This is a genomic window from Nonomuraea sp. NPDC051298, from assembly GCF_055586305.1.
Genome location: NZ_JBVJIM010000002.1, coordinates 477,040 through 489,253, shown reverse-complemented (window position 1 = coordinate 489,253; position 12,214 = coordinate 477,040). Strand labels below are relative to the sequence as shown.

At 71.6% G+C, this 12,214-nt stretch carries 11 protein-coding genes and 1 riboswitch; of the genes, 2 read left to right on the top strand and 9 right to left on the bottom strand.

Features of this window, described 5'->3' with window-relative positions:
- Window positions 1-4: 4 nt before the first annotated feature.
- From ACZ6S0_RS07550 to ACZ6S0_RS07530, 5 genes are all read right to left on the bottom strand, one after another.
- Window positions 5-1,105: a glycosyltransferase family 4 protein gene (locus tag ACZ6S0_RS07550; protein WP_465915220.1), complete on the bottom strand. Its 1,101-nt coding sequence runs from the start codon at window positions 1,103-1,105 to the stop codon at window positions 5-7.
- 20 nt (window positions 1,106-1,125) lie between these two features.
- The gene (locus tag ACZ6S0_RS07545; RefSeq protein ID WP_465914362.1) at window positions 1,126-2,379 is read right to left on the bottom strand and encodes a M48 family metallopeptidase; all 1,254 of its coding nucleotides are present in this window, start codon (window positions 2,377-2,379) and stop codon (window positions 1,126-1,128) included.
- 422 nt (window positions 2,380-2,801) lie between these two features.
- A complete protein-coding gene (locus ACZ6S0_RS07540; protein ID WP_465914361.1) occupies window positions 2,802-3,653 on the bottom strand; it encodes a gluzincin family metallopeptidase in 852 nt (283 codons plus the stop codon).
- Window positions 3,654-4,051: 398 nt separating this feature from the next.
- Window positions 4,052-4,486 (bottom strand): C40 family peptidase, encoded by a 435-nt coding sequence (locus tag ACZ6S0_RS07535; protein WP_465914360.1) that lies wholly within the window; start codon window positions 4,484-4,486, stop codon window positions 4,052-4,054.
- Window positions 4,487-4,646: 160 nt separating this feature from the next.
- Window positions 4,647-4,813, bottom strand: a riboswitch (cyclic di-AMP (ydaO/yuaA leader).
- Window positions 4,814-5,403: 590 nt separating this feature from the next.
- Window positions 5,404-6,090, bottom strand: coding sequence for a winged helix-turn-helix transcriptional regulator (locus tag ACZ6S0_RS07530; protein ID WP_465914359.1), 687 nt, complete (start codon window positions 6,088-6,090; stop codon window positions 5,404-5,406).
- A 79-nt stretch (window positions 6,091-6,169) separates the two neighbouring features.
- On the opposite strand from ACZ6S0_RS07530, the gene ACZ6S0_RS07525 reads away from it, so the two are divergent.
- Entirely contained in the window at window positions 6,170-6,652 is a 483-nt protein-coding gene (locus ACZ6S0_RS07525; protein ID WP_465914358.1) for a DUF6632 domain-containing protein, read from the top strand.
- A gap of 11 nt (window positions 6,653-6,663) precedes the next feature.
- Here the strand turns inward: ACZ6S0_RS07525 and ACZ6S0_RS07520 are convergent, their stop codons facing one another.
- Window positions 6,664-7,638 carry a C40 family peptidase gene (locus ACZ6S0_RS07520; RefSeq protein ID WP_465914357.1) on the bottom strand — a complete coding sequence of 325 codons (975 nt, stop codon included), beginning with the start codon at window positions 7,636-7,638 and terminating at the stop codon, window positions 6,664-6,666.
- An 85-nt stretch (window positions 7,639-7,723) separates the two neighbouring features.
- Window positions 7,724-9,046: an NYN domain-containing protein gene (locus tag ACZ6S0_RS07515; RefSeq protein WP_465914356.1), complete on the bottom strand. Its 1,323-nt coding sequence runs from the start codon at window positions 9,044-9,046 to the stop codon at window positions 7,724-7,726.
- Between the two features lie 144 nt (window positions 9,047-9,190).
- Here ACZ6S0_RS07515 and ACZ6S0_RS07510 point away from each other — a divergent pair, with 144 nt between their 5' ends.
- Window positions 9,191-10,267: a phosphotransferase family protein gene (locus tag ACZ6S0_RS07510; RefSeq protein ID WP_465914355.1), complete on the top strand. Its 1,077-nt coding sequence runs from the start codon at window positions 9,191-9,193 to the stop codon at window positions 10,265-10,267.
- Here ACZ6S0_RS07510 and ACZ6S0_RS07505 read toward each other — a convergent pair.
- The gene (locus ACZ6S0_RS07505) at window positions 10,249-10,917 is read right to left on the bottom strand and encodes a response regulator (protein WP_465914354.1); all 669 of its coding nucleotides are present in this window, start codon (window positions 10,915-10,917) and stop codon (window positions 10,249-10,251) included. The two genes, ACZ6S0_RS07510 and ACZ6S0_RS07505, sit on opposite strands and share 19 nt — an antisense overlap.
- A gap of 38 nt (window positions 10,918-10,955) precedes the next feature.
- Window positions 10,956-12,203 carry a sensor histidine kinase gene (locus ACZ6S0_RS07500; RefSeq protein ID WP_465914353.1) on the bottom strand — a complete coding sequence of 416 codons (1,248 nt, stop codon included), beginning with the start codon at window positions 12,201-12,203 and terminating at the stop codon, window positions 10,956-10,958.
- Window positions 12,204-12,214: the final 11 nt, after the last annotated feature.

The following is a 12,214-nucleotide window of genomic DNA, read 5'->3' as shown; positions in this document are numbered from 1 at the left end:
CCGGCTAGTGGTCCGGCGGACGGAGGAGGCCTCCGAAGCGGGCGGCCACCTGGTCCCACGCCCATTCGCCGGTCACCCAGTCGCGGCCCCGCGCGCCCATCTTGCGCGCCTTGTCGGGGTCGGTGAGCAGCTCGACGACGGCCTGCGCCACCTCCCCCGCGTCCGCCCCGTCCACGACGAGGCCGGTCTCGCCGGGCCGCACCGCGTCGGGAGCGCCACCGGACGCGCCCGCCACCACCGGCAGCCCGCTGGCGGACGCCTCCAGGAACACGATCCCGAGCCCCTCCACGTCCACCCCCTTCAACCGGGTACGGCACGGCATGGCGAACACGTCCGCCGCCGCGTAGTAGCCGGGCAGGCCGGACGCCGGCACCGTCCCGGTGAACCTGACCGACTCGTGCCCGGCCGCCAGCCGCTCCAGCGCCTTCCGGTACGGCCCCCCGCCCACCAGCAGCAGCACCGCGTCCGGCACCGAGCGCAGCACCTGGGGCCAGGCCCTGATGAGCTGGTCCTGGCCCTTGCGCGGCACCAGGCGCGACACGCACACGACCACCGGCCGCCCCGGCAGGCCCAGCTCGGCCTTGGCCGCGCCGGGGTGGAACTGCTCGACGTCCACGCCGGGCGCGAGCCGTACGAGCTTGGCCGCCGGGATGACGGCGGCCAGCCGCTGGCGCGTGTACTCCCCCAGGTACGTCACCACGTCGGCGTGCGCGCCGATCCTGCGCAGCACCGAGCGGAAGCCCGGCGCGCTCGCCCACGACGCCTCGTGGCCGTGGGTGAGCATCACCACCCGCCGCGCCCCCGCCCGACGCAGGCGGGGGGCCAGCAGCCCGAGCGGCGCGGCGGCGCCGAACACGACCGTGTGCACGCCGTACCCGGCCACCAACCCGGCCGCCGTACGCGCGACGGCCGGTGTCGGCAGCATGAGCCTGCGGGGATGCCGCACGATCCGGTACGGCTGCCGCCGGTCGAACTCCGCGCTGCCCGGCCAGGCGGGGGCGTAGACCGTGACGCCCGGCGTGCGCAGCGCGAGCCCGTGCACGAACGACTGGATCCCGCCCGGCCTGGGCGGGAAGTCGTTGGTCACGAAGAGCACGCCGCCCACGGGGGCGGTCACGGGATCGGTCACGGTACGGGGACGCCGTTCAGCTTGGCCCACGCGCGGGCCATGGCGATGCGCTCGGGACCTGGAGGATGGGAGGCATAGAGCACATATTCCACCGCATCCGGCGACAGATCCGAAATATTTGTGACCGCCAGGCGTTTCTGCATGGCGATGAACGTCGCCGGGTCCCCGGTGAGATCGAGCGCGTGCAGGTCGGCCCTGGCCTCGATGTGGCGGCTGATCACGTTCTGGGCCGGTCCCATGATCAGCGAGCCGATGGTCATCAGCCCCATGACCACGCCCACCGCGCGCGGATCGCCGATCGACGCGACGCCGACGCGACGCCGCAGCGGATCGAACACCAGGAACAGGACGATCGCCCCCAGACCGGCGCCCAGACCGCCGATGAGCGTGCCGTAGAGCACGTCGTTGTATTTGGCGTGGGCCAGCTCGTGCGCCACGACCAGCTCCACCTCCGGCTGCGGGGCCTGGAGCAGCGTGTCGTAGACGACGATGCGGCGGGTGGCGCCGAAGCCCGACACGTACGCGTTGAGCGCCGTCGTCCTGCGTGAGGCGTCGGCGACCAGGACGTCCTCGACCGGCACCCGGTCGCGCTCGGCCATCTGGAGCAGGTTCGTCCGCAGCGGGCCCTGCGCCATCGGGGTGAAGTCGTTGAACAGCGGCTCGAACACCACCGGATACACGAACGACGCCAGCACCGCCAGCGCGAACGCGCCCACCCCCGCGGGGATCCACCACCGCCTGAACCTGCGGGCCAGCGCCACCAGGGCCAGCAGCATCACGCACAGCAGGAACGTCTCCACGCCCAGGCTCTTCAGCCGGTCCCCGGTCCAGCTCCCCCAGTCCTGGGTGGACAGGCCGTAGTCGCGCAGGATCGTCTCGAACCAGATGCCGAGCGGCCACCTGAACAGCTCCACGATCGCCGTGAGCACCACGACGCCGAGGATCGTCCGCACCCACCAGGGGCCTTTGAGGCGGCCCAGCACCTTGGCCCCGAACGGGGTGGCCACCAGGACCGCCGCGAAGATGATCGTGAGCGCCAGCGAGAGGTAGCTCGGCAGGCTCGTGGCCGCGTCGAACGCCTGCGACCTGGCGATCTGGGCGGCGCTGAAGTCGCGCGCCGGATCGGGCGGGCCGCCGGTCAGCACGTGCCAGGGGGTGCTGAACGCGGCCACGGCCACGATCACGAGGGCGAGCAGCGCCAGCGCGATCCCGGCCTGCCGTCGCAGCGCGCCGTTCCCTGACGCCGCCACGGCCGCCTCCCCCGTCCCTCCCGCGCCGCCGGAGGCCGCCGCGTCGCCGCCGGGCTCCGGCCCCGAGCGGGACTCACCCCACGCGTGCCGCTCGCCTCCCAGGTCCGCGTCCGACCCCGAACGCCCGTCCGCGCCTGAGTGCGCGTCGCCGTCGGAGTGTGCGGCACCGTCAGAGTGTGCGGCACCGTCAGAGTGTGCGGCACCGTCAGAGTGTGCGGCACCGTCAGAGTGTGCGGCACCGTCAGAGTGTGCGGCGCTCACCCCTACGGCGGCCATCTCTCCGTCCGGCACGTCGCGTTCGCGCGTCCCGGCCGCCGACGTCTCCGCCTCTCGCGCGCCCGTCACCGGCGTCTCCGCTTCCGGCCTGCCGGTGTCGTGCGGCGCGTCTTCCTCATCTCGCCGTTCGCTCATCTGCCTCCCCTTCACACGAGCTGATCCCGCACGTACTCGCGCCACCGCGCCGTCAGCGTGGCGACGGAGAGGCCCAGTGAGGCGAGCGCCCGATCGACGCCCGCCCGCTGGGCCGCACGGTAGAGCCTCACCAGGGTCCCCTCACCGAACCGGTCAGCGAAGAAGCGACACGCCAGCCAAGCCTCCTGGTACGCACGCGCGAGCCGGACCGGGTCGGACCCGTCCGCCGCGAAAGCCGCAGGTCCGGGCAAAGCGCTCGGCAGGCGCCCGGCCCGCGCCTCGGCCGCCAGTTCGGCCGCCGCCGTGGCGACGGGCAACCCGGCGTCGCGGTAGGCCACGTAGTCCGCGAACCCCTCGTAGAGCCAGACCGGCAGGCCCTCGGTCCCGGCCACGACGTGGGTCAGCTCGTGGGTCAGGACGATGTCCTTGCCGGTGGGGTTGAGGGTGGCGAAGAGTTCGGGGACGACGATCACGCGCCCACGGTCGGCCACGGCGGCCAGGCCGTCGAGCCGGTCCACTCCGGCCAGCGCGGCGGCCTCGCGGGCGGACGCCGGAACGACGACGAGCGGTCGTACCCGCCCGCCCAGGACGGCGGAGACACGGAGCCCGGCCGCATCCGCCCTCCGGGCCAGATCAGCGAGCCCGGCGGCGTCGTGCCCGGCGGGCTCATGCCCGCCGGAGTCACGCCCGGCAGAGTCATGCCCGGCCACCACGGAGTGCCTGCCCCGGCTGACGACCGTGCGGCCGGGCCACAGGTCGCGCATCTCCGGGGGCAGGGCAGAGGGATCGGGAAGCGGTGCCGCGCCCGGAACCAGGAGCAGGAGGACGGCCACCACGGCTCGTCGGCTCACCTGCTCGGACACGGGGCCGATCGTAGCCGCCCGGCACTCGTGCCCGCGCTTGCGCGAATCCACGGCCACCGCCCGGCAACCACCACGTGCGCTTGCGCGGACTCACGGCCGCCGCTTGGCAACCACCACGTGCGCTCGGGCGGATTCACGGCTACCGCTTGGCAACCACCACGTGCGCTCGGGCGGATTCACGGCTACCGCTTGGCAACCGCCACGTGCGCTTGGGGGAGTTCGCGGCTGCCGCTTGGCAGCCGCCACGTGCGCTTGCGCGGATTCGTGGCCACCTCCAGGTCACCGCCTCCACCGCCTGGCAGCCGCCGCAGCCGCGTGCTGCGGGGGCGGATTCGCGGCCGCCCGTGGGGACAGGCGAGAGCCCCGCCCGGATCGGGGGGAATCCGGGCGGGGCTTCTTCACATGCCGGGACGGACCGCGCCGACGAAAGACGACTTGCGCCATCCGTCCAGCTTGTCGATGCGTACCCGTTCACCCGTCCGTGGTGAATGGATCATCTTGCCCTTGCCGACGTACATGCCCACGTGGCCGAGCCCGCTGAAGAACAGCAGGTCACCTGGCTTGAGGTTGCGCCAGGAGATCTTGTTCCTGATGCGGGCGAACTGGCTGCTCGCCACGCGCGGGAGCTTGACGCCGGCCTTCTTCCAGGCGAACAGGACGAGGCCGGAGCAGTCAAACGAACCAGGCCCTGTGCCCCCGTACCGATACGGGTCACCGATCTGGTCCTTGGCCGCGGCGACGGCCTTGCGGGCCTTCGCCTGTTGCCGGGCGACCTTGGCGGCCCGTTGCCGGGCAGCCGTGGCCGTCTTCGAGGCGCCGGCGGTGGTGGCCACCGTCGCCGTCGTTCCGGCCGAGTCGCTCGTCGTCGTCGCCTGAGCCGTGGGGGCATGGAGGACAAGACCTCCGGCCGTCACGGTCATCGTGAGTGCTACGCCGCTCAGGGCGAAGCGGGACAGGCGGGGGTTCTGCAGGGAGGTGGACAGGATTTCTCCTCGCGTCTTCCACGAACGCCTACCGGGTTAGCTGACGGATTCGGGCCTGGAAGTAGCCCTACGGCGCGACTCGCGCGCCGACTCACCCCTGATCCCTCGGGAAGAAACGGGATCGCTGGGTCCCCGGCTCCGTGCCTCATGACTGCACGGATTCGGCAGGTCGCCGCCCGATGAGGGTGCTGCTCCTCGAGGGGTATCGGGGGCGACCGGCGGATCTTTGTCTGTCTCACATCGGGAGGACCGATGCCGGTTCGCGGGGGACATGGCTTGTGCACCGCGACGACGCCAGAAGCTACGCCGAAGGTTCAAGGATCGGCAAAGCGCACACCGGGCTGTAAAGATCAGACAGAGGGTGATGTCAGAGCTGAAACCCCTGCTGGAACCCCAAGCTTCGTTACCAGAATGTGACCCTGCTCACACTTGGACACGTCCAAGATTGTCAGGTCCCAGACATCCCTTTCGTCACATCCGTCACACCGACGCCGATTCCGCGAACACCCTCGAACGGCCGCCCACCGGTCCGCCATCACCACACATTTCGCGAAATATCGCCACACTCTACGATCCGTCGCCATACCCAAATGGCCTGAAGAAAGCCCGGTCCTGCCCCGGAGATCAACATAGCTACTATGGTGGATAGTAGCGAAGTCGAAGCGCCTCCGCCGGGGACAGCCGGTGACGAGGACCGAGCGGGAAGCCGGAAGTCAGCGCCGCGCACGAGCGACTCACGCACGAGCGTCCAGCCGCACGCCCACCCCCTACCCTTGACGCGCCGACATTTCGGCGATCGGCTCCGGGGGCGCGAAGAGGCGTAGAAAGCGTTCCGCGGTGGCCCGCGGTCCGGCCAGGGTGAGGTCACCCCGGGTGAGGACGTCGTCGAGAGTGCGGGCGCGGCCGAGCACGGCGGCCAGGGTCTGCGGGCTGGTCTCGATGACCAGGTCCGCCTGTGGCAGGCCGGAGTCGACGCGGGCCAGGTGGAGGCGGTCACGGTCCACCCGCAGCAGGAAATGGTGCTCGCCGAGCCGCAGGCCAACGGCGAGGTGGAGCGCTTCGCCGACAGCGGGCGCGAACAGGGCCTTCAGCGACAGGGCGGCGGAATCGGCGCTGAGCGGGGCACCGTGTGGCAGCGAGGGGGAGCGGCTGCTCCAGCGGGCGAGGTCGGTGACGATGGGCTCCAGTTCGGCGCCCCAATCGGTCAGTTCGTAGATCCAGGAGCCGGCGGGCGGGGAGAGCTTGCGGCGCCGCACGATGCCGGCGTCCGTAAGCTCGCGCAGGCGCTGGGTCAGGATGTCCGCGCTGATCCCCGGCAGACCGGCGCGCAGGTCCGTGAAACGTTTGGGCCCGAGGATCAGCTCCCGCACGACCAGCAGCGCCCAGCGCTCTCCCACGAGCTCGAGAGCGTGCGCGATCGCGCATCCATCGCCGTAACTCCGCTTGCCCGCCATGCTCCTACCCTACCAGCGACAGTCCTTGAATCCATCTTCATAGTTGTCTTTTCCAACTAGAGAGTTGTAGTGTCCGACCATGCAACGGCTGCGAGAGAGGCTCGACATGGACGACCACAACCAAGACAGAAGGCCGCGCGCCCTCGCCGTGTTCCTACGCGTTTACGGCGTGCTGTCGCTCGTGATCTTCGTACCGCTCTTCATCGGGTTCATGGTGCGGACACCCCTGCTGGCGGAGACCGGTGGCCCGCTGAACTGGACGATCTGGAACGACGTCAGCTCCGGCCACGAGCAGGCCCACGTGCCGCCCATGCTGTTCGCGATCTACATCGTGTGGGCCGTGTTCCTCCTGGCGGCGGCCAGGAACCCGGTTGCCCACAGGTCGTTCCTGTCCTTCACGATGTGGGCCAACCTGGCCCACGCCCTGCTCATGGTCGCGCAGGCGGCCACGGACCTGGACCGCTACTGGAGCAAGTTCCTGACCGACATCCCCTTCATCCTGATCCTGGCCCTCGGCATCTTCTTCCTCAGGCCCGCCGAGAAGGTGCCGGCCGAACGATGACCTCGCCCGGGTCAGGGGCGGATGGCGCCGACCAGGTTGCGGCCGTACGCGGAAAGCTTGACGACCTTGACGACGTCGCCCGTCTGCGGCGCGTGGACGATGTCCCCGTTGCCGGCGTAGATGCTGACGTGCCCCAGCCCCTCGCTGAAGATGAGATCCCCCGGCTGCAGGTCGTCGAGGTCCACCTTGCGGTTCGCCCCCCACGCCCACTGCTGCCACGTCGTACGCGGCAACGACACGCCCGCCGCCGCCCAGGACGCCTGCGTCAGCCCGGAGCAGTCGTACCCCCTGGGCCCCGTGCCGCCGTAGATGTACGGCTTGCCCACCTGCGCGTACGCGAACCGCAGCACCGCGGCCGCGTTCCCCGAGGCGGGCCCCGTGTACTTGATGCCGACGCTGTCCGGGTTTCCGGGGTTGTACGCCCCCAGCTTCTTCAGCAGCTTCTTCTGCTGGGTGATCAGCTTCTGCACCTCGGAGCGTTCCTCCTGGACGGAGTCCCGTTCCTTGTCGGCGTCCTTCAGCGCGGCCTCGGCCTTGTCCCGCTCGCCCTTGAGCCCGCGGTTCTCCCGGTCGAACACGGCCAGCTTCTGGGCCCGTTCCCGCGCGAGCTGCCCGGCCACCGCCAGCCCCGCCAGCATCCCCGCGGGGTTCTCCGAGCCGACGATGCCGGGCCAGGAGGTGACGTCCTCGCCGAGCTGGTAGCTGTCGACGGCCATGCCGACCACCTGCGCGCGCAGGTCCGCGACGGTCGCCAGCTTGCGCTTGTAGCCGTCGTTCAGCTTGGTGTAGGTGGTCTTGGCCTTCTTGTAGCGCTCGTTCGCGGTGTTGTACCGGTCGACGACCTTGTCGGCCTGGTCGTTGAGCTTGTCGAGCTTGGCCTTGGCCTGGGCGAGCGTGGGCTCGGGGTCAGCGACGGCCGCTCCGAGAGGAGTCAGCACCAGCCCGAACGCGAGCCCCGCGGCCACCGGTACCCCGCCGAACCTCACAGCGTCGCCTCCCAGGGATTCCACCTGGGGCGAAATAGTACAGAAGGGACGGGTGAGGCATCGCCCAAACCCGGCAATTCATAACTTATGCGCGGCTCAGCCGACGCAGCAGCAAGCCAGACGGAACGGGTCTGGCGCCCATCCGCCTGACCGACTCGGCCACCTCCCGGTCGGACGACACCACGGCGATGGCCCGGCCTGGCGGCTCGGCGCGTACGAGCTGGCGGATGACGTCGTCGGCGATCTCCCCCGGCGCGCTGAACAGCACCCGCACCCCGCGCGGCGCCACCACCTGAACGGGGGCGTTCAGCTCCGCGCCGTCGAACACCACGGTCACCTCGACCCGGGTCTGCGCCACCAGCCCGCCGAGCGCGTTCATGAGCCGGGTGCGCTGGTCGGCGAGGGTGAGTGTGCCGTAGCCGGTCTTGGTGACGTTGTAACCGTCTATGATCAGATGCACCTGCGGCAGCGCGAGGAGCTGGTCGAGGAGCTGGGGGTCGTCGTCGGCCAGGGCTCGCGCGGGCACCCCGCGTACCCCGGGGCGCTCACCGGTGACCGCCGCGACCGAGTCGGCGGGCCGGCTGATCGTGGTGGGCAGGGCCAGCTCGCGGCGCAGCCCGGCCGAGGCGTCCTGCAGCGCGTCGAGCAGCACGCGGATGCGGGCGTCCTCGATGCTCCGGCCCTCGCGGGCGGCCCGGCGCGAGGCTTCGAGCTGCTTCTCCACGTCGGCCAGCCGCTCGCGCAACCGCCGCAGCTCGGACTCCGCGCCGCTGCCCGCGGCGGTGGCGGCCGACCTTGCCTCGTCGGCCGCGTGCTCCATCTCCTCGGCCCGCCGCACCGCCGACTTGGCCCGCTCGCGGGCGTCGTGCAGCTTGCGGCGCAGATCGGAGTTTTCCGCGCGGGCCGCCTTGATCTGCTCGCGCAGCCGGTCGGTCTCCTCCTTGGCCGCGCTCTTCTGCGCGGTGAGCTGCTCGCGCAGCCGCGCCACGGCCTCCTCGCGCTCGGAGCTCTCGGCCGCCACGGCCGTCTGCTCCAGATCGGTACGGGCCGCCTCGATCATCTCCGCCCAGCCCGGCGGCCTGGTGAGGTAGGCTGCCGCGGCCACGAGCACCGGGTCGGCGGCCGGGGGGACGTTGCCCTCGGCCAGCGAGGCGACCAGCTCGGGCCAGCCGGCCGCCACGGACTCGGCGACCAGCTCGCGGAACTTCTTGTCGTTCTCCAGTTGCGCCGCGATGGGGGCCCCGCCCAGCTTGGCCCGTTTGCGGGGGTCGAACTTGGCGATGCCCCGCAGCGGCGGCGGCACGGACGCAGCGGGCACCGCGCCGAGAACCTGAGACGCCAGGTCGACGACGTTGAGCCGCACCTGCTCGGGAAGCGGGCGAGCCAGGCCCTCACCCGCTGAACTCATCCCACTTGTCCCTTCGCGACATGCCCTTTCAGACAAGGGTACGGCTGTTGCGTACCTGACCGTAACGGCCACCCGTATATGGACAAGCGCTTGCTAGGCGGTATACGACTGTCAAAGGGCTCATGTCCACCCGGGAGGCCGGTCATGACCGAGCAACTGCGCACCTCCACCCGTGACCTCGCGGAACTGCGGGAACGCGCCACCGCCTGGCTGCGCTCCCAGGTGGGCGCGAGCGCCGCGGTGTCGGAGATGTCCAGGCCGTCGGAGAACGGGCTGTCGAGCGAGACCCTGTTCTTCACCGCCTCCTGGGACGGAGACGTTACGCGCTGCGTAGCCAGGCTCGCACCTGCGCCCGGGGCGGTTCCGGTCTTCCCGGCGTACGACCTGGGGGCCCAGTTCGAGGTGATGCGCCTGGCCAGGGAAAAAGCTGGGATCCCAGCGCCCCGCGCCCTCTGGTACGAGCCCGACCCCGAGCCGCTCGGCACGCCGTTCCTCGTCATGGAGCGCGCCGAGGGGGACGTCCCCGCGGACGTGATGCCGTACACGTTCGGGGGGTGGCTGCACGACGCGTCCCCCGCCGACCGGCGCAGGCTGCAGGACGCGAGCGTACGGGTCCTGGCCGCGCTGCACCAGACCGCGTTCACGCCCGGGGAACTGGCCCCCTTCGGCCCCGCCGGGCTGCGCGCCCACGTCGACGCCCAGCGGGCCTACTACGAGTGGGCGCACGGCGGGCACCGCATCCCGCTGCTGGAACGGGCGTTCGCCCGACTGGAGGCGATCTGGCCGGACGACCCCGGCCCCGACGTGCTCACCTGGGGCGACGCCCGGATCGGCAACATGATGTTCAGGGACTTCGCCCCGGTCGCGGTGCTCGACTGGGAGATGGCCGCCGTCGGGCCGCGCGAGCTGGACCTCTCCTGGATGATCTTCCTGCACCGCTTCTTCCAGGACCTCACGGAGGACGCGGGCCTGCCCGGCCTGCCCGGTTTCATGCGCCGCGACGACGTCTGCCGCACCTATCGGGAGCTGACCGGCCACGAGCCCCGCGACCTGGACTTCCACGAGCTGTACGCCGCGCTCCGCCACGGCGTCATCATGGCCAGGGTCTGGCGGCGGCGCATCCACTTCGGCGAGCAGCCCATGCCCGACGACCCCGACGACCTGGTGCTGCACCGGGCCACCATCGAACGCCTGCTGGCCGGCTACGAGCCCGCGTCGTAGACCAGCAGCGCCACCTGGACCCGGTTGTTCAGGTCGAGCTTGGTGAGGATCCGCGAGACGTGCGCCTTGACCGTGGGCACGCTCATGAACAGCTCGCGCCCGATCTCGGCGTTCGACCTGCCCTTGCCGACGGCCGTGGCCACCTCCCGCTCGCGTTCGCTGAGGCGGCCGAGCAGCTTCCTGGCTCGCTCGCCGCGCTCGTCGGCCCCGCCGTCGGACACGTGCGCGATGAGCTGCCGGGTCACCGGCGGCGACAGGATCGGCTCGCCCGAGGCCACCCTCCTGATCGCCGCCACCAGGTCGCCGGGCGCGATGTCCTTCAGCAGGAACCCGGCCGCCCCCGCCCGCAACGCCCGCAGCACCTGCGCGTCGGCGTGGAACGTGGTCAGCACCACCACCTCGGGCGGCTCCGAGGCACGGCGCAGCGTCTCGGTGGCGGTGAGCCCGTCGATGCCGGGCATGCGGATGTCCATCAGCACCACGTCAGGACGGTACGCGGCCACCAGGGGCGGCACCTCGGCCCCGTCGCCCGCCTCCGCGACGATCTCGATGTCGCCCGCGCCGCCGAGGATCATCGCCAGCCCGGCCCGCACCATCGCGTCGTCGTCCACGATCAGCACCCTGATCGGCCCGCCGTCCTGTGTGGTCATCCGCCCGCCTCCCACGTCGTGTCCCCCGGCCGCACTACTCACGCGTCCACCTCCTGAGTCGCCTCCACCGGCCAGGGCAGCCAGGCGCTCACCACGAACTCCCCCTCCGGCGTCGCGCCGTGCTCCAGACGGCCGCCCGCGAGTTCGGCCCGCTCGGTCAGCCCGATGAGCCCGGCCCCCGCGCCGGGGATGCGGGCCCCATGGCGGGTCCCGTGGCGGGCCCACAACGGGTTGCGCACCTCCACCGACAGCCCCTTGCCCCGCTCGCCCTCGACGCTGACGGTCACCGGCACCCCGCCCGCGTGCTTGCGCGCGTTGGTGAGCGCCTCCTGGACGATGCGGTAGAGGTTGCGGCCCAGCCCCTCGGGCGCGTCGGCGACGGCCGGTTCGAAGCGTACGTCCATGCCCGCCTGGCGGCACTCCTCCACCAGCGCGGGCAGGTCGGCGAGCGTGGGCTGCGGCCGGTCGGGCACCACGTCGTCGCCGTCGGGGGCCGAGTGGCGCAGCACGCCGATCACCTCCCGCAGGTCCTGCAGCGCCAGGTGGGCGTTGGTCCTGATGGCCCCGGCCGCCCTGGCGATCTCTCCCGGCGGCGCGTCGGGCCGGAACTCCAGCGCGCCCGCGTGCAGGCTCAGCATCGAGATGCGATGGGCCAGCACGTCGTGCATCTCCCTGGCGATGCGCTCGCGTTCGAGCCGCTTGGCCTCCTCGGCGGCGCTGTCGGCCCGCTCCCTGAGCGACCAGACGAGCTGCCGCCTGGCCCTGATCACGATGCCCCACGCGAACACGGTCAGCACGATCGCCCCGCCGACCGCCCCCGTCTCCATCCGGTCGAGGTCGGTCTGGGGTCGCAGCAGGATGTACGGGGCCAGGGTGAGGACGTTGAACAGCGTGACGGGGCCGGAGATCTTGAACGGCCGGTGCACCGCCACCGTGAACAGCGCCACCACCGACGCGCCACCCACCAGCTCCAGGTAGGACGAGAGCAGCGCGGTCACGATCGCGAGCACGACCGGCCACCTGCGCCGCGCCCACACCGCGACACAGGCCAGCGCGCCCATCACCTGCTCGACGGCGACCAGCGGCTCCGGCTGTTGCTGGCTCTCCAGCTCGGCCAGCGACAGGAACGTGAAGCCGCAGGCCACCAGGAACAGGAGCGTGTCGACGATCCAGTCGCGCGTCGAGCGCCGCACGCGCCGCCCCTCACGGGGGTCGCCGAGCAGCACGGACGGCAGCACCCACCGGTATTCGTGGGCGTGCGCGCCGTCTCCCCGCAGTTCCGTCACGTTCATCGAGG